Annotated in this window: 14 protein-coding genes; 11 read left to right on the top strand and 3 right to left on the bottom strand. The window is 42.6% G+C overall.

Features of this window, described 5'->3' with window-relative positions; all coding sequences use genetic code 11:
- Positions 1 to 13 precede the first annotated feature (13 nt).
- From Q0R52_RS02090 to Q0R52_RS02080, 3 genes are all read left to right on the top strand, one after another.
- Positions 14 to 961 carry a Smr/MutS family protein gene (locus Q0R52_RS02090; protein WP_295791629.1) on the top strand — a complete coding sequence of 316 codons (948 nt, stop codon included), beginning with the start codon at positions 14 to 16 and terminating at the stop codon, positions 959 to 961.
- A gap of 403 nt (positions 962 to 1,364) precedes the next feature.
- Positions 1,365 to 4,364 carry a glycoside hydrolase domain-containing protein gene (locus Q0R52_RS02085; RefSeq protein ID WP_295791626.1) on the top strand — a complete coding sequence of 1,000 codons (3,000 nt, stop codon included), beginning with the start codon at positions 1,365 to 1,367 and terminating at the stop codon, positions 4,362 to 4,364.
- A 4-nt stretch (positions 4,365 to 4,368) separates the two neighbouring features.
- On the top strand, positions 4,369 to 5,694 hold the full coding sequence (locus tag Q0R52_RS02080; protein ID WP_295791624.1) for a DUF3472 domain-containing protein: 1,326 nt from the start codon (positions 4,369 to 4,371) through the stop codon (positions 5,692 to 5,694).
- A gap of 109 nt (positions 5,695 to 5,803) precedes the next feature.
- Here the strand turns inward: Q0R52_RS02080 and Q0R52_RS02075 are convergent, their stop codons facing one another.
- Both Q0R52_RS02075 and Q0R52_RS02070 read right to left on the bottom strand, forming a co-directional pair.
- The gene (locus Q0R52_RS02075; RefSeq protein ID WP_295791622.1) at positions 5,804 to 6,676 is read right to left on the bottom strand and encodes a creatininase family protein; all 873 of its coding nucleotides are present in this window, start codon (positions 6,674 to 6,676) and stop codon (positions 5,804 to 5,806) included.
- A gap of 74 nt (positions 6,677 to 6,750) precedes the next feature.
- Positions 6,751 to 6,933, bottom strand: coding sequence for a hypothetical protein (locus Q0R52_RS02070; protein WP_252792436.1), 183 nt, complete (start codon positions 6,931 to 6,933; stop codon positions 6,751 to 6,753).
- A gap of 216 nt (positions 6,934 to 7,149) precedes the next feature.
- Here Q0R52_RS02070 and Q0R52_RS02065 point away from each other — a divergent pair, with 216 nt between their 5' ends.
- From Q0R52_RS02065 to Q0R52_RS02035, 7 genes are all read left to right on the top strand, one after another.
- On the top strand, positions 7,150 to 7,719 hold the full coding sequence (locus tag Q0R52_RS02065; RefSeq protein ID WP_295791618.1) for a Crp/Fnr family transcriptional regulator: 570 nt from the start codon (positions 7,150 to 7,152) through the stop codon (positions 7,717 to 7,719).
- A gap of 126 nt (positions 7,720 to 7,845) precedes the next feature.
- Positions 7,846 to 8,898, top strand: coding sequence for a winged helix DNA-binding domain-containing protein (locus Q0R52_RS02060; RefSeq protein ID WP_295791616.1), 1,053 nt, complete (start codon positions 7,846 to 7,848; stop codon positions 8,896 to 8,898).
- A gap of 101 nt (positions 8,899 to 8,999) precedes the next feature.
- Positions 9,000 to 9,548, top strand: a complete 549-nt coding sequence (locus tag Q0R52_RS02055; protein WP_295791614.1) for a carboxymuconolactone decarboxylase family protein — start codon at positions 9,000 to 9,002, stop codon at positions 9,546 to 9,548.
- An 87-nt stretch (positions 9,549 to 9,635) separates the two neighbouring features.
- Positions 9,636 to 10,052 (top strand): nuclear transport factor 2 family protein, encoded by a 417-nt coding sequence (locus Q0R52_RS02050; RefSeq protein WP_295791612.1) that lies wholly within the window; start codon positions 9,636 to 9,638, stop codon positions 10,050 to 10,052.
- Positions 10,053 to 10,062: 10 nt separating this feature from the next.
- The gene (locus tag Q0R52_RS02045; protein WP_295791610.1) at positions 10,063 to 10,677 is read left to right on the top strand and encodes a pyridoxamine 5'-phosphate oxidase family protein; all 615 of its coding nucleotides are present in this window, start codon (positions 10,063 to 10,065) and stop codon (positions 10,675 to 10,677) included.
- 47 nt (positions 10,678 to 10,724) lie between these two features.
- Complete coding sequence (locus Q0R52_RS02040; RefSeq protein ID WP_295791607.1) at positions 10,725 to 11,612, top strand: helix-turn-helix domain-containing protein; 888 nt, start codon at positions 10,725 to 10,727, stop codon at positions 11,610 to 11,612.
- A gap of 68 nt (positions 11,613 to 11,680) precedes the next feature.
- Positions 11,681 to 14,266, top strand: coding sequence for a DUF3857 domain-containing protein (locus tag Q0R52_RS02035; protein WP_295791605.1), 2,586 nt, complete (start codon positions 11,681 to 11,683; stop codon positions 14,264 to 14,266).
- A 40-nt stretch (positions 14,267 to 14,306) separates the two neighbouring features.
- On the opposite strand, the gene Q0R52_RS02030 is transcribed toward Q0R52_RS02035, so the two are convergent.
- Positions 14,307 to 15,428 carry a HAMP domain-containing sensor histidine kinase gene (locus tag Q0R52_RS02030; RefSeq protein ID WP_295791603.1) on the bottom strand — a complete coding sequence of 374 codons (1,122 nt, stop codon included), beginning with the start codon at positions 15,426 to 15,428 and terminating at the stop codon, positions 14,307 to 14,309.
- Positions 15,429 to 15,925: 497 nt separating this feature from the next.
- Here Q0R52_RS02030 and Q0R52_RS02025 point away from each other — a divergent pair, with 497 nt between their 5' ends.
- Positions 15,926 to 16,720, top strand: coding sequence for a polysaccharide deacetylase family protein (locus tag Q0R52_RS02025; protein WP_295791601.1), 795 nt, complete (start codon positions 15,926 to 15,928; stop codon positions 16,718 to 16,720).
- Positions 16,721 to 16,724: the final 4 nt, after the last annotated feature.

The following is a 16,724-nucleotide window of genomic DNA, read 5'->3' as shown; positions in this document are numbered from 1 at the left end:
ATCATAAAAAAAAATGAAATATAAGTTAGGCGATTTTGTGCGTTTTGTGGACGAGAAGATGGAGGGCTTTGTAACCCGCATTATCGACGACCAAATGATAGGGGTAACCGGTGAAGACGATTTTGAAATCCCGGTGCTGGCCAGCAAGGTGACTACCGTGCATGGCTACGAGGCGCCGGGAAGTAAAAAGGCTGCAGAAGCTGACGAGCAGCCCATCTCAACCGGCGAGTTTAAAGCCAAAGGGGTTTATGTTGGCGTGGTTGCTGATGCGAAGGCAAATTCGGTAGTGCATTTTTATTTAATTAATGATACTTCGTTTCAATTACTGGCATCGTTGACTACCGAGAAGCAATCTGTTTTTAAGGGTGAGTTTGGAGGAATTGCCGCACCTGGTACAGCTACCAAAATATATTCGGCACAACTGGCAGACTTGCAGCTTTGGCCGCGATTGATTTTTCATATTGTGTACCATACTAAACACAATACCGAACCACCTTCGCCAATTGTGATTTCAGAAAAATTTAAGGCGAAAGATTTCTCTGGTTCGAAAAAGACTATCCCTGTATTAAACCAGGCCGGGTGGCTTATCCGGCTGGATGAACCAGAGATGGTGATAGACGCCCAAAAGTTGAAGGAAAGTTTTTTTCAATCGGCAGATGAAAAGGCCGTAGTTGAAAAGCCCAGGACTGAAGTTGATCTGCATATTGAAAAGCTGCGTGATGATTACCAGTTTTTAAATAGCGGAGAAATGTTAAAGGTGCAACTTGATGTTTTCCATAAAGCGCTGGATGCGGCCATTGTGCATCAATTACCCGGGATTATTTTTATACACGGGGCCGGCAATGGTATTTTAAGGCACGAAATTCATAAACTATTGGGCAAGCATCAAAAAATTCAAACCTTTATGGATGCCCGGAAAGAGAAATTCGGGTATGGGGCTACCAAGGTTTTGCTGAAATAAATCTTCGTTAAAAATCGGCGCTGCAATTTCCATCGCCGGATTAAAATCCGGCGCTACAATATTGGCCGGGCCTATGGCTCTTTAGCTAATAGGGTAGCGGGTAAGCAACATCTTATTTTAACTTGAGTTCGATATAAGAATTTATGTTAAATTATAAAACTACTGATAATGAGCATGTTTCACAGCGTTCCGGGTGTTCCGTTGGCAAAAATGGAACGCTTTTCCGGTAAGGCGACGAAGCTCACCTCACTTAACTTCGCCCCATGTTGTAGCGCTGGATTTTAATCGAGGGCTACAAGACATTGGAAGCGATATCCTCGTAAATCTTAGCGCAAACGATTGCGCAGCATACGTTTAACAGGTAAAGTATTTCTTAATTTAGCGTTCCCTTATAAACGCTATAATGAATAAATACTTTTACTTAGCCATTTTTACGCTCATTTGCCAGGTCTCTATCGCGCAGCAAATCAAATACGTTACAAAAAATAACGATTGGGATGCCGACTCGCTGGGTAATCACCGGGTTGTATTAACCCTGCAGAACGCAAATACCCACATTGCCAAAGCGGTGATAGCATGGCGCCGTAACGACTATCACCCGGAATTGAAGCAACTGTTCGTGGTAGATTCGGTCACCAACAAACGGGTAATGAACGTATCCGTAGCCGCGATATCCCGCGAGGCTTGTATGCTTTATTTTGAGCCCAATACAGGCGACAAAAAGTATTTTGTATACTATATGCCTTATCACGTCGATAGGAAATCGAACTATCCCAATGTGAAATATTTAAAAGCCGCCCAAACCGGGGCGAATGATTGGGTGCAGTCGATTGAAGGCAGCAAGGATGTTGAGGGCGCTAAAGTAGATTGCATTCAATCCGTAAATGCTATGAACAGCTTCTACCCAATGGAAGTAATAGCAACGGATACCGAAGTAAAAAACCTGGTTCAGCAAAATGCGGGCAAAACTTATTTGGTGTTCCCGGAAGACAGGTTGAATATTATAAAAATGAAACACGATTTGCCGCAGCGCTGGATAATTAATGGTGCGCAAAGTGTTTTTGACGGCGATGCAAAGCGCGGCGAAAATTATTCATATCAATTAGGAATTTATCCAACATCAAAAGATTTAAATGGCATCAATGTTTCGTTTTCGGATTTGAAAAGTAAAACAGGCCAGGTTATTTCATCAAAAGTGATGTCGTGCATTAATAACAGCGGAACGGACTACAAAGCAAAACCGTTTAGCAAACTGGTTGATGTAGCCAAAGGCGAAGTGCAGGCGATGTGGTGTTTGGTAAATATTCCATCAACCGTTGTAGCAGGTACTTATGAAGGAACAGCAACTGTATCTGCCAAAAATGCCGAGACAACCAAAATTGGTATTCGGATTAAGGTGAAAGCAACCGCGGCGGTTAACGGCGGCATTAATGAACCATGGAAAGAAACCCGCTTAGCCTGGTTAAACTCCACCCTCGCCCAACAAAACGATATCATAAAACCATACACACCCCTGGTGGTGAAAGACAACAGCGTTGCGCTGCTTGGCCGTAAGGTTACGTTAGATAAAACAGGATTCCCCAAAAGCATACAAACCTTTTTTACGCCCGAAATGACTTCGTTTTCGGCAAAGGCAAAAGAGGTGCTCAATCAACCGATAAAATTAATTGCTGAAAATGAATCCGGGGTGGAAGCATGGCAGGCTAAAGGCTTGAAGTTTACTGAAACCCAACCCGGAACAGTTAAATGGACAGCTACTAATACGTCGGCTGATTTACAGATGGATGTAAACGGCTCGATTGAATTTGATGGTTTTGCAGCATACACAGTTAAGGTAACCGCGTTGAAGGATGTGGATTTGAAAGATATCCGCATGGAAATACCTTTTAATAAGGATGCCGCCAAATATATGATGGGTCTCAACTTAAAAGGTGAGAAAAGGCCCGGCAGCTATGAGTGGAAATGGGATGTTGCCCACAAAAACCAGGACGGCGCCTGGATTGGCGATGTAAATGCCGGCTTGCAATATTCGTTGCGTGATGAAAATTACGTACGGCCTTTAAATACCAACTTTTACCTGCAAAAACCTTTATTGTTACCGACATCATGGGGTAATGATAACAAAGGTGGTATTAACATTAGCGAAAAGGACAACCAGGTTTTGGTTAACAACTACAGCGGTGCCCGCAGCATGAAAAAAGGCGATGTGCAGTATTATAACTTTACTTTGCTGATAACCCCTTTCCATCCAATTAATACCGATTTTCAATGGTCGACCCGGTTTTATCACAAATACAGCAATTTGGATAGCATTAAGCAAACCGGCGCCACGGTGGTAAATATTCACCACGGCACGCCCATAAACCCCTATATCAACTATCCATTCATCAGGTGGCATCAAATGAAAAGCTATATCGATTCGGCACATCAGCTGGGTTTGAAGGTGAAGATATATAACACCGTGCGCGAATTGTCAAACAGCGCTTACGAAACCTTCCCGATGCGCAGCCTGGGGCACGAGATTTATTCGCCAGGCAAAGGCGGCGGTTATTCATGGCTGCAGGAGCACGTGGCCGATGATTACATTGCTGCCTGGTATGTACCCGAATATAAAGATGCCGCCCTGATAAACAGCGGTATGAGCCGCTGGCACAACTATTATGTAGAGGGGATGAATTGGCTTGTACAAAACGTTGGCATAGATGGTATTTACCTGGATGACGTGGCGTTTGACCGTATTACCATGAAGCGTATCAAACGTGTGCTTACCAAAGATGGCCACCCCGGTATTATCGACTTGCACTCGGCTAACCAATATAACAAAAGCGACGGCTTTAATAATAGCGGTAATTTGTACCTCGAGCATTTTCCATACTTAAACAGGCTTTGGTTTGGTGAGTATTTTGATTACGAGAAAAATACCCCTGATTTCTTTTTAACCGAAGTGTCGGGCATACCATTTGGACTGATGGGCGAAATGTTACAGGGTGGCGGCAACCCGTGGCGCGGTATGATTTACGGCATGACCAACCGCATGCCATGGAGCGACAACGCCGACCCGCGCCCAATATGGAAAGTTTGGGACAACTTTGGTATGAAGGGCACAAAAATGGTTGGCTATTGGGTAGAAACCAATCCTGTAAAAACCAACAATCCTGAGGTGCTGGCAACTATTTACAAAAAGCCGGGAAAGGTACTGGTGTCTATAGCAAGCTGGGCTGCCGATGACGCTAATATCAAACTTAAAATAGATTGGAAAGCATTGGGCCTAAACCCGGCACACACTACCATTACCGCGCCGGAAGTCAAGAATTTTCAGCAAGGTGCTAAGTTTAAGGACGGGCAGGAGATAAAGGTTGAAAAGGGTAAAGGCTGGTTATTGATAATCAGCGACAAAAAATAAAATAATGAAACTAAATAAATTTATAATTGGTGCAGCGTTAATTACAGTAACCTGTTTGGCGATGAGCTTTACTAAAATAGCGCGTCAAGCCCCATTTGCGGCTAAAAGTTCTGACAGTTCTATAACTATCCCCCTGGGCGGCAATGCCTGGCGCGTGGCCAAAGATACCATAGGCGGCACCATTACCAACGATGGCATTGTGGACTGGACAAGCAGTAGCGTAAAGTTTACCGCATATTTTCGGGCAAATGTTAAAGGCAAATTTAAACTTTGGCTGAATTTAAAAGTACCCGATGGTAAAAGCGTTATAGCGGTTTCTGCATTAAAATCAACAAAAAACATAACCGTATCGGGATCTGTAGCTAAAGACTATTATGTTGGCGAATGGAGTGCTGCCGACACTGGCTACATTGCAATTGACATAAAAGCCGTCAGCAAAACGGGCAAGACTTATGCTGATGTTAGCAGTATAAAACTGGGAGGCACCGCCATCAATGGCAGAACCGCTTATGTGCCAAATAACGAGGGTAATTTTTTCCATTGGGGGCGAAGGGGGCCATCGGTGCATTTGGCGTATGAGTTGCCAAATACTAACATCGAATGGTTTTATAACGAAGTAACCGTGCCGGTTGGGAACGACGTGTTGGGCTCATACTTTATGGCAGATGGTTTTAATGTTGGCTATTTTGGCATGCAGGTAAATTCACCGACTGAAAGACATATCCTGTTCTCGGTTTGGAGCCCTTTTAATACGGACAACCCCCAAGCTATACCCGACAGCCAGAAGATAGTGATGCTAAAAAAGGGCCCTAATGTGCACACTGGCGAGTTTGGTAACGAAGGCTCGGGCGGGCAAAGCTATATGCTGTACAACTGGAAGGCAGGCAATACCTATAAATTCCTGGTACATGCCAAACCTACCGGCAACAACCATACTACTTACACCACCTGGTTTTTTGCACCCGAGCTTGGCAAATGGCAATTAATAGCAAGCTTTAGCCGCCCGCAAACAAATACTTATTTAAAAGGACTGCATTCGTTTTTGGAAAATTTTGAACCTGAAAATGGCATAACAACCCGTCATGTATTATTTAACAACCAGTGGATTGCCGATAACAACGGCCATTGGACCGAAATAAACAAAGCCCACTTTACAAATGATGCCACAGCAATGAAGGGGTATCGTATGGACTACGCGGGTGGTACTGATGGGGGCGCATTCTACCTTAAAAACTGCGGATTTTTTAACACTTATACCAAACGCGGGATAGAGTTAGTAAGGCCAAACGGTGGCAAAGCGCCGGATGTGGCATTGGATAAATTGCCGTAACTTATTAGATACGTTAAACTTACGAAGTTTTACTCGGTGTTGTTCGTTTTTAAAGGCCTCGTAGAGGGCTTCGCCGTTTTGAAACTTCATAAGTTTCCTTGGTTCAATACTATTTATTCAACTTATCCACCCGGTCAAAAAACTCGTTTTGCAGTGGTATAGTTTTCGTGTCGTCCTTTACCTCTTTTAATGCTTTTATAAACGATGCAATTTCATGGTCGGTAATAAACTTGCCGAACTCTGCGGTTGCTTTGTCGCCTTCTCCGGCATAATGGTTAGGGTATGATGAGTACCACCATATTGGTGTATAAAGGCTGGGCAAATCGCTTCGTTTTTGATCAGCGCCGCTTTCATTAGCAGCACGGTCCATGCGCATCAGGTCAGGCCGGTAATACATTAAAACAGATGTTTCTGATTCTCCCGCGTGCTGGTCGTTCGCTGTGGGCGATTTGTGCATCTGGCGGTATTGCTTGTTATAGTCTGCATCTTCGCGTTCGGGGCTGTACAGGTAAACTGCATAGTTATGCCGTTTGTTCAGCAACGATTGCATAAAAAAGTGCAGGAACTCCGGGTTACCGCCATGGCCATTTAAAATAACAATCTTGTCAAAGCCATTGCGGGCAATTTCATCGCAGGTAGCTTCCAGCAATTTGTAAATGATATCGCTTGGCAGGGCAAATGTTCCCGGTTGGTGGCGAGCTTCGTTTATCTGTCCATAAAAATAATCAGGAAACACCACAGCGTATTCCGATTTTACTGCGCGGGCCGCCCATTCGCGCACATGGATTAAATCGGTGCCGATAGGCGAATGCGGTCCGTGTTTTTCCAATATCCCGATAGGTAGGATGCAGGTTTTCGATGATTTTTCAAGGGCCTTCGGAAAATCGCTGGCCACAAGTTCATCCCAGCGGGCAGGAATATCCTGCGCAAACGAGGCTGCAGAAAATAGCAGTGCAATTAAAAGTGTAAGATAGGTTTTCATATTCTTTAGATTTTTATAAATACTTAACCGGGATGTTTGTAATAGCGGTGGGTTTTAAACCCATCGCTATGGCTTTACTTCTCCAATATAAAAGTAATATTCGTCCAGCTACCTACAAGTGGGCTATGTATAGTTTCCTTAATCACCCAGCCCTCATCCAAATACTTATTTACAAAATTAACTTCGTAAGCCGAGTGCCTGTTGGTCACCGATTGCTCATAAACATTAATATTTACTGTTATTACTTTTTGCGCCATGATGTTTTTTAGTTAGTTTTCAAAGGTATGTAATAGAGTCAAGAACCAAGAGTCTAGAACCAGAAATTTAAGAGCCAAGAATCAAGAGCCAGGAGTCAAGACAAAAACGATAATGTCCGCGAATTTTGATTGACGACAACTTTTGTTCTTTTCAAATCTTTTAACGTTATTTTGGCTGACGCTTGGTTCTTGGCTTTTGATTCCTGGCTCTCAATTATGCACGATATTTTAAGAAATTATTTAGCGCAAAATATAAATTTAACCGAAGAACAATGGGCCTTCGTACTAAATTGCTGTAAGCCCAAAAAAACTAAACGGAACGAAATACTTTTAGAAAAAGGCAAGATAAGCCAGTATATGTATTTTGTTATAAAAGGCTGCCTGCGGATATTTTTGATTGATGACGAAGGGCAGGAAGCCACCCGGTTTTTGATTTTTGAAGGCAGGTTTGGAACTGCATTCCCAAGTTTTACTTTACGGCAACCATCCGCGGCAGCCATTCAAACTATTGAGCCATCGGAATTGTTAATGATAAGCCATGGCGACTACCAGGTACTGATGGATACAGTCCCCGGTTGGGAGCGGATGACCCGGCTGGGTTTGCAAATGGACTATATCGATGCAATCGTTCGTATTGAAGGCCTGATAACCATGGATGCAAAGCAGCGGTACGACACCCTCATGAAGCAAAATCCCAAGCTTATTCAGCGGTTGCCGGGTAAGATTGTGGCCGATTATTTGGGAATTTCGCAAGAAACACTGAGCAGGCTGAAGAAGAACCGTTGATTTTAACCGCTGATTTTTTTGATTGCGTTGATTTCACTGATTTTTGGTGTGCGATAAAATGATTTTTGCTGCTGACAGGCTGTTGTCAATAGCAGGTATTATTTTGGCAGTAAATTATAAAAGCTGATGACAAATTCCGAAATAGCAAGGCAACGGTTATTCAACCAAAATATAGCATCGCAAAGTTTTAAAAAACCTGCAGAGATTGTGCGTCATATGGGCGCAGTGCAGGCGCAGGATTATGCGGGTGCGAAGTGGGCGGTTGGTATGCGTTTGCAAAAAAGTAAGGATGCGGCGATTGATAAGGCCTTGGCAAATGGTAGCATTATCCGTACCCACGTATTGCGGCCAACCTGGCACTTTGTAACCCCGGCCGATGCACGCTGGATGATTGAGCTTACCGCCCCGCGTATTAATATTTTGGCTGCCGGGCGCCACAGGCAGTTAAAACTGGATAGCAAAACACTTAAGTTGAGCAATGATATACTGGCTGGCGCGCTGGATGGTAAAAAACAGCTTACGCGATTGGAGTTGCAGGATGCTTTACATAAAGCAGGTATAAATACGGATGAGCAGCGGTTTGTTCATATCCTGATGCAGGCCGAACTTGACAAAGTGATTTGTAGTGGCGGCCGGCAAGGTAAACAATTCACCTACGCGCTTTTTGACAAACGGGTGCCAAAGGGTAATGATTTTACCCATGACGAAGCCGTTGCAGAATTAGTGAAACGATATTTTATTAGTCGTGGCCCGGCAACGCTGCAAGATTTTACCTGGTGGAGCGGCCTTTCGGTTGCTGATGCAAAAAATGGGCTGGAAGCCTCGAAAGGCGAATTAGATGGTATTGAAATAAATGGGCTAACCTACTGGATGGCAAAAAATCAGTCCCCAATAAATAGCAAAGCGCCGCTTGCCCATCTTTTGCCCGCCTATGATGAATTCGCAGTTGCTTACAGCGACCGCACGGCTATCATCAACCCTAAATACGTTACACAAGCAAAATATGTAATCTTCGCACCATCAATCGTAGCAAATAACCAGGTTGTAGGCACATGGAAACGCACTATCAAAAAAAATGAGGTTGAAGTTGTGCTAGAGCCTTTTGGCAAATTTAACAAAGCTCAGACCACGGCCGTGGAGGCCGCTGTAAAACGTTATCAAAGGTTTGTTATTGGATGAGGTAAAATTGTCCATGCACTTGCGTACATCATCCATGTTATAAAATTAGCGGTCGTTGCATATTTGTACTGTCAATAACGACAAACAAATTATCAAACAAAATGACACGTTTAAAAGCAATAAACCCTGAAGAAGCCACAGGCAAAACCAAAGAATTATTTGACGCAATACAAAGTAAATTAGGCACGGTGCCAAACATGATGCGCACCATGGGCAATTCGCCCGCCTTGCTTGAAGGTTACCTGAATTTGAGCAGCATACTCAGCCATGGAAAATTAGGTGGCAAAACCGGCGAACTGCTTGCACTGGCTATCGGCGAAAACAATAGCTGTGATTACTGTTTATCGGCGCACTCATTTATCGGCGAAAAGCTGGTACATATTGATACTGCCGTTTTAAAAAATGCCCGTAACGGTGAAGCTGCAGACGCAAAAACTGCAGCAGTTTTAAAATTTGCCAACATATTGCTCGATAAAAAAGGCCGGGTTAGCGATGATGATGTTGACGCTGCAAAAGCCGCAGGTTTAACTGATGGCGAGATAGGCGAAGTTGTTGGGCATGTGGGCCTGAATGTTTTAACCAACTATTTTAACAATGTCGCTAACACCGCTATCGACTTCCCGGTTGTTCGGGCCGGGCAATTGGTGTAAGCACCATTAAATCTCATCACACAGTAAAAGTTAGGGACACTTGCCTTAGCTTTTGCTGTATTGGTTAATTTTATAAAAAATATCAGCATGGAAAATAAACGATATCCTTTGCCTCCGTTTAATATGGAAACTGCCCTGCAAAAAGTGCAGGCTGCCGAGGACGCCTGGAATACAAAAGATCCCGAAAAGGTTTGCCTTGCTTACACCATCGATACGGAATGGCGCAACCGTACCGACTTTATAAATGGCCGCGAAGAAGTAAAGCAGTTTTTAACCCGTAAATGGGAAAAGGAACTGGATTATAAATTGAAAAAGGAACTATGGGGCTTTCGCGAAAACCGGATGGCCGTGAGGTTTGAATATGAGTGGCACGACGCTACCGGTCAATGGTATCGCAGCTATGGTAACGAACTTTGGGAATTTGATGAAAATGGCCTGATGCAAAAGCGGTTTGCCAGTATTAATGATTTGGAAATAGAAGAAACCGACAGGAAGCTGTTTTAAATTTAAACTGATGAATTATCCAAAAACTGCATTTTCGGAGGCATCGAAAAGGTTCCAGGAGCGTTACGGCAGCCGGGCCAGTTATGCCAGGATGGAAGGGTACAGAGATACCGATGGCTTAACTGACGATGAGCGTGATTTTATAAGCCACCAGGACAATTTTTATATGGCGACCATCGGCGAAAATGGGTTTCCCTATATACAATTCAGAGGTGGGCCAAAGGGCTTTTTGAAGGTGTTGGACGATAAAACACTGGGATTTATTGATTTTGGTGGCAATAAGCAGTACATATCAATAGGTAACCTGGCGACAAACAATAAGGTATCCCTGTTTTTGTTGGACCAGGCAGCCAAAGCTCGGCTTAAGATATACGCTGAGGCCAAAGTTTTGGAGATTGATGATAACCCGGAGTTGTTTGACAAACTGAATTTGGGCGATTATCAGTTTCGGCCCGAACGGATAATAGTGTTAAATATAACTGCTTACGACTGGAACTGCCCGCAGCACATAACAGAGCGTTATACCCTTGAAGAAATACGGGGTGAATTTATGGCGCAGCACGAATACATTGAGAAACTTCGAGAAGAAAATGCCGCGTTAAAAAAACGATTAGATCAGGACTAAAAGCCAATTCAACTAATCTCCAGTCTCTAACCTTTAGTCACTAACAAATGCTCAACAATCAAACAGCCTTTACTTTAGTTAACCCTCAAACTGGGAACCTTGCTTTCCGGCTGTTTTCGTTTGATGATAATAGCAATTTCGACCACCTGCAGCGGCATAATTATTACACCATTATTTGGGTTACAAAAGGAAAGGGTAGGTTGCGTGCCAGTTTTTCCGAATACGATTTTGAGGCAAATTCGCTGTTTGCCTTTGCAATTTATCAGCCGTTTATGATAATTACAGGGGAACAGTTGGAAGGCTTCACCCTTAATTTTCACCCGGACTTTTTTTGTATCCATAAGCATGATAAAGAGGTGGCGTGCCACGGCGTTTTGTTCAATAATATTTATGAGCCACCAATCGTCGGGGTCGACGAGCATTGCGTGCCCATTTTTAACATGGTGCTGGAGCAAATGAAAACCGAAATGCAAAACCCGGCGCTTGCGCAATACGAGCTGCTAATGTCATACCTTAAGATATTTTTGATTACTGCAGTGAGGCTAAAGACCGAACAGCAGCCCGGCAACCACAAAGTGCTTTTGGAGCGAAAAGAACCCTTTATACTCCAAAACCTGAAAGACGCTATAGAAAACCATTTTAAACAAAAGCACTCTGCGAGTGATTATGCTGATATGCTTAATATTTCGCCTAAGGCATTAGCAAAAATGGCAAAAAACCATTTTAACCGTACCCTCACGGATATGATTGCCGAACGCATAGTTATTGAAGCTAAACGCGAGTTGTACCTCACCAACAAGCCCGTTAAGACAATTGCTTTTGAATTAGGATATGATGATGAATACTACTTTAGCCGCTTTTTTAAAAACAATGCCGATGTATCGCCGCAGCTTTATCGCGACACAGTAGGGGCGGGCAGGGCTGAGGTGGCTTAAGAGCAGGTATTTGAAAAATTTAAAAAGATGTGGTTATTTCATCTGATTTATTTATTTTCAAAGCCAGTATGCGTAGAAGTTTTTCAAGGGCGGGTAAATTTATTTTAACCTTTTTGTTTGTTGTGGTAAGTTTTGCGTTGGCAAAAGGTGCGCAACCGGTTGTTCATATTTCCGCCAGGCCAACTTGGCTGAGTATCTGCAAACCATACAATCAAAAGCCATCGCTACGAACGGTTGAGGACGGATACTACTTTTCTATCATCGAACACCAGGTACACATCGAAAAACAAGCTGATTATCGACATAATGTGCGCGAAATAATATCTGAAACGGGCATTCAAAACGGGTCGCAAATATCTGTCAGCTTCGACCCAACTTATGAACGACTCGATTTTCATGACATAACTGTTTGGCGCAATAACAAACCACAAAACAGGCTCAAGGCACCCGCCTTTAAAGTTTTGGCCGATGAGAAAGATCTGTCAAACTTTATCTACCAAGGCACCTATTCGGCGCTCTGTATTCTTGATGACATCCGCAAAGGAGACAGGATTGAATACTCCTATACTATTACCGGCCGCAATCCGATATTTAATAACAAGTACAGTTCGTTCCTATACCTGCAGTATTATCAAACGGTTGCGCACCAGTATACTGCTATTATGTTTTCGGCCGGCCGAAAAATAAATATGAAACTGTTTAATAACGCAGCAAGCCCGGTGATAAGCCAGGCCAATGGGTTGAAAAAATACGAATGGGAAGGTTTTCAAATAAAGCCTGCGCTGTATGATGAAAACGCACCATCCTGGTACGATGCCCGCGACTATATACAACTAAGTGATTACAACAGCTGGGCGGAAGTAACGGATTGGGCCCGGGGCATTAACCCTGCCCAAACAAATATACAAGGCGAACTGGCCGAGGAAATAGCCAGGTTGAAATCATTATCGGGCAACAACAAAGAAAAATACTTTCGCAACGCTGTAAAAATTGTGCAGGATGAAGTGCGGTATATGGGGATTGAACTTGGCCCGTATTCGCACCGGGCCAATAATCCGGCAAAAGTGTTCGCCCAGCGATATGGCGATTGCAAGGATAAGTCGCTTTTACTGGTGAGTATGCTGCGGGCAGACGGGATTGATGCTAATATGGTGTTAATAAACTCCGGCGGGGACGACCTTGACAAATGCTTGCCAGCGCATAATCTTTTTGATCATGCGGTAGTTGTGGCACAAATAAACGGCAAGCCTGTTTGGGTCGACGCTACGATAGCTTACCAGCGCGGCACCGGCGCCAATATCTACTTCCCAGGTTACAGCAAGGGACTTATCTTAAAGCCGGGCAATACCGGTTTAACCAAAGCCAACACATCAAAAGCAGGGCGGATAGTTTGCGTTGATAGCTTTACGGTTAAAAACGCCAAATCGCCGGTGCAATTGCAGGTTAAAACAACGTACACTTTAAACCAGGCCGACAGGGAACGCGACAGGCTGGCATCATCGGGCATGGCCGAGACCGAAAAGAGCTATTTAAAATACTATTCTGAAATTTATAATAAAATTGAAGCAAAGGATTCGGTTGTGGTTATTGATAATGAAGAAAAAAACGAGCTTACCACAATTGAAAAGTACGAGATAACCGACTATTTTAAAAAGGATTCGGTATCGGGGGACTACTCCGCAAGCTTTTATGCCAACCCGATAAAAGAGGAATTGCCTAAAATAACTAATCAAACCAAAACGCCGGTTGCCGTGAATGGGACTTTTGACGAAGACTATACCGTTAAAATGTTTTTGCCGGCTGGCTGGGACATCACCCCAAAAACAAACGAGATAAAACGAGACGGCTACGAGTTTACATCCGATTATTCATCGTCGGGCAAGGTGATGACGTTAGACTATTCGTTTAAATACCTTAAAAGCTTCGTCCCGGTTAATAAATTAAGTCAATTTAGGGAGGATGTAAAAAAGCTAACAGATAATGGGCTTGCTTATTCGATAAGTTTTAACCCCGACGCTGCTGCCGATTCCGGCCCGCCGATTGTAAACCAATGGATGCTAAATATGGCGATGTTTATCGTTTTGATTGCCGGTTTCGTAGCATTTCGTATTTACAAGACAGAGACACCCGGCATTGTGTTTGAATACGGCGCCACCTTTGTGCAGCTTGGCGGTTGGTTGATTTTACTGCTTGTCGGGTTGTTCTTAACTCCTATAGTTATTGTAATAAATCTCAATGATACCAAATATTTTACAATGGATGTCTGGAATTCCATTAGTAAATATAGCTACGCCAATGGACTCAAGGCACATATTATTTTTAAGGTTGCGGGTTCAGTAATATTAATGGCCTATTCATTGTTTTGCCTGGTATTGTTTTTAAACCGGCGGGACATATTGCCCAAATACATGATTGGTTATCTTGTTTATGGAATTGTATTCCGCGTGGCCGATTTGATTTTTGTTCATAGTGTATCGCGTTTGGCAATTTCAAACCAATTTTCAGAGGCAGTTATATCTTCGGTTGTCGCCGGTGCTATTTGGATACCATACTTCCTGAAATCGACCCGGGTGAAGGAAACGTTTATAGTACCTTATCCATCCTACAATTATAGTTATGAAAAACACCGGCGCGAAGAGTTGCCAAATGATTGAACGCCTATCCGGGTTTAAAACTTAAAGGGTTAGGCTGCTATTACACCTTGCTTTTATTTGTTGACAAGTCCGGGTATTTGCCATTTTTATTAATGTCCTGCCATAATTTAAAGCTTACATAAAATGTGGTTCCGGCTCCCGGTTTGCTTTCAAATGTAATTTTCCCATGCTGCGATTCGGTAAATTCTTTGCATAATAACAAGCCTAAACCAACACCCTTTTCGTTTTTGGTACCTAAGGTTGATTGGGCCTTTAACGAGAAAATTTCATTTTGTTGTTCATAAGGAATTCCAAGGCCACTGTCTTTTATAACTATACGGCAATCGCTGCCGGCAATGTCTGCAGATATTATGATTTGCCCGCCGGGATTTGTGAATTTAAGAGAGTTGTTTATCAGATTTCTAACTATAAGCTGCAGCATATCCGCATCAGCCATAATAAAAATCGAATTATTTATCTGCTCTGTAAATTGAATGCCTTTTTCGGCCGCTACAGTTTTAAGAATCTGTAAGGTCGTTTGTAAGGTTTTTTTCAGGTTTACCATAACCAGGTTTACAGTCACGCCTTTCATTTGCGATTTACTCCATAAAAGCAAATTTGTAAGCATTTCCTGCGTGTTTTGCGTGGAAGTAAGCAACTCTCTTTGTATTGATAGTCTTTCATCTTCAGTCAGCTTAAACGACGAAAGTACATCCAGAAAATTTTCTATCGATGCTAAAGGCGAGCGCAGGTCGTGCGCCAGGATAGAAAACAGTTTGTTCATGGTGTCATTTGCATAGGCCAGTTCTATTGCTTTTTGCTCAACCAATTTCCTTTCGGTATGATAGCTTTTCCTTACTGCTGTGGTAATCATAAAAATAAAGAACACACTAATAATATAGGTATAGCCGAAGTCAATAAAACGATGTTTAGCATCAGGATAAGTATTAATTATTGCCCCCGGGTATTTATATTCAAACACAAGCAATGTGGTAACAATTGCAATGTTAAGCGTTATCCAAAACCAATATTGTTTTTGAGGAACGACGGAAATGGTAAGGAAATAAGAGAGTATAAAAATTAAAAGTGTGGGGCCGTTAATGCCCGAATTATATTTATAGTTTATAACGATAAGAATATTAGATGCAATCATGTATATGATGATGCAGCTATTCAGCTTCATTTTAAAACGGGAGTAATAATAACAGAGAACTGAGATAATAAATACAGCCACCATTAAAATAACTAATTGTGAAATACCTAACAGGGAGTTTAAAAAAACGTTGAGAAATAAAGTAACAGCAGATACAAGGCAAATTGCATTAAATATCCGCGCTTCTAACGAGAAAGCGGGAGGGTATCCAAGACATTTTTTCCAGAAGGATTGCATCATTTTAATTGAATAACTGTCGTTATAATTCAAAAGTGACAATGGCAGGATCACTACACGCGGCAAGTACTAATTATTAACTAAAAATAACACTAATGGTTTGTATATAGTGACTTTATTTGCACTTTAACATTTGCAGGACGGTGGATTTTTGTCATTAAGATAGAAACCTACCGGCGCCTAAAACTATTAGCACGGCCTGGCAACACCTATTACGAGATTTTATTAGATAAAGTTTGACAATAACTGGTAAATGTTTTATTTCTTTACTTTATATTCCATCCGCTGTTATGAAACGGTTTATCCTGTTTTTCCTTTTGTTAAGTACGGCTGCAACGGCTCAGCACAAAATAAACTGGCCTCATCATAAAAAAGCGGTGATTGTACTAACTTATGATGATGCGCTCGATTCGCAGTTAAAAACTGCGATCCCGCAGCTGGATTCATTGCAGCTGAAAGGAACCTTTTTTTTGACCGGCGAACTTAACAGCAATAATATTCGCCAATGGCGCAAAGCGGCCAAAAAAGGACATGAGCTGGCAAACCATACGCTTTTTCATCCATGTTTGAGCACCACTATGCCCGACAATTCAGTTAATGCAGCCGAGCGATACACGATATTCCAGATTTTGCGTGAGATATACACCATGAATAGTATGCTTTACGCCATTGACGGTAAAACCACGCGTACATACGCTTACCCTTGTACTGAAACAGAGGTAGGGGGTAAAAGTTATATTGATTCGTTACGAAAAACCGGCATGATAAAATACGCCCGTATAGGTGGCGATGTAGATGACGCCATTATTACCAACTTTAAAAAACTCGATCCAATGCTGATACCGTCATACGGTCTTGAAGAAGATACCCCCGCAAGCAAGCTGATTGATTTTGTGAAAAAAGTTAAGCAAAGTGGGGGAATGGGGATATTTATGTTTCACGGAATTGGAGGCGATTTTATAACTACGTCGACAAAGGCACATAGAGAATTATTGGAATATCTTGCAAAAAACAAACAAGAGATTTGGGTCACCACGTTTCAGCAGGCCATGGATTATATAACAACAGCGAATAAAGGGGGCTGAGCAC

The sequence above is a fragment of the Mucilaginibacter sp. genome (assembly GCF_025359345.1).
Taxonomy (GTDB): Bacteria; Bacteroidota; Bacteroidia; order Sphingobacteriales; family Sphingobacteriaceae; genus Mucilaginibacter.
Note: the sequence above shows the minus strand (reverse complement) of the source record. Positions and strands in the feature narration are given on the sequence as shown.

What these genes read in the sequence shown, in the direction of transcription:
- Q0R52_RS02050 (WP_295791612.1), top strand. Translation starts at nt 9,636, where the DNA reads ATGGAAAATAAACGATATCCTTTGCCTCCGTTTAATATGGAAACTGCC.
- Q0R52_RS02080 (WP_295791624.1), top strand. Translation starts at nt 4,369, where the DNA reads ATGAAACTAAATAAATTTATAATTGGTGCAGCGTTAATTACAGTAACC.
- Q0R52_RS02070 (WP_252792436.1), bottom strand. Translation starts at nt 6,933, where the DNA reads ATGGCGCAAAAAGTAATAACAGTAAATATTAATGTTTATGAGCAATCG.
- Q0R52_RS02090 (WP_295791629.1), top strand. Translation starts at nt 14, where the DNA reads ATGAAATATAAGTTAGGCGATTTTGTGCGTTTTGTGGACGAGAAGATG.
- Q0R52_RS02055 (WP_295791614.1), top strand. Translation starts at nt 9,000, where the DNA reads ATGACACGTTTAAAAGCAATAAACCCTGAAGAAGCCACAGGCAAAACC.
- Q0R52_RS02040 (WP_295791607.1), top strand. Translation starts at nt 10,725, where the DNA reads ATGCTCAACAATCAAACAGCCTTTACTTTAGTTAACCCTCAAACTGGG.
- Q0R52_RS02075 (WP_295791622.1), bottom strand. Translation starts at nt 6,676, where the DNA reads ATGAAAACCTATCTTACACTTTTAATTGCACTGCTATTTTCTGCAGCC.
- Q0R52_RS02035 (WP_295791605.1), top strand. Translation starts at nt 11,681, where the DNA reads ATGCGTAGAAGTTTTTCAAGGGCGGGTAAATTTATTTTAACCTTTTTG.
- Q0R52_RS02085 (WP_295791626.1), top strand. Translation starts at nt 1,365, where the DNA reads ATGAATAAATACTTTTACTTAGCCATTTTTACGCTCATTTGCCAGGTC.
- Q0R52_RS02060 (WP_295791616.1), top strand. Translation starts at nt 7,846, where the DNA reads ATGACAAATTCCGAAATAGCAAGGCAACGGTTATTCAACCAAAATATA.
- Q0R52_RS02065 (WP_295791618.1), top strand. Translation starts at nt 7,150, where the DNA reads ATGCACGATATTTTAAGAAATTATTTAGCGCAAAATATAAATTTAACC.
- Q0R52_RS02030 (WP_295791603.1), bottom strand. Translation starts at nt 15,428, where the DNA reads ATGAAGCTGAATAGCTGCATCATCATATACATGATTGCATCTAATATT.
- Q0R52_RS02045 (WP_295791610.1), top strand. Translation starts at nt 10,063, where the DNA reads ATGAATTATCCAAAAACTGCATTTTCGGAGGCATCGAAAAGGTTCCAG.
- Q0R52_RS02025 (WP_295791601.1), top strand. Translation starts at nt 15,926, where the DNA reads ATGAAACGGTTTATCCTGTTTTTCCTTTTGTTAAGTACGGCTGCAACG.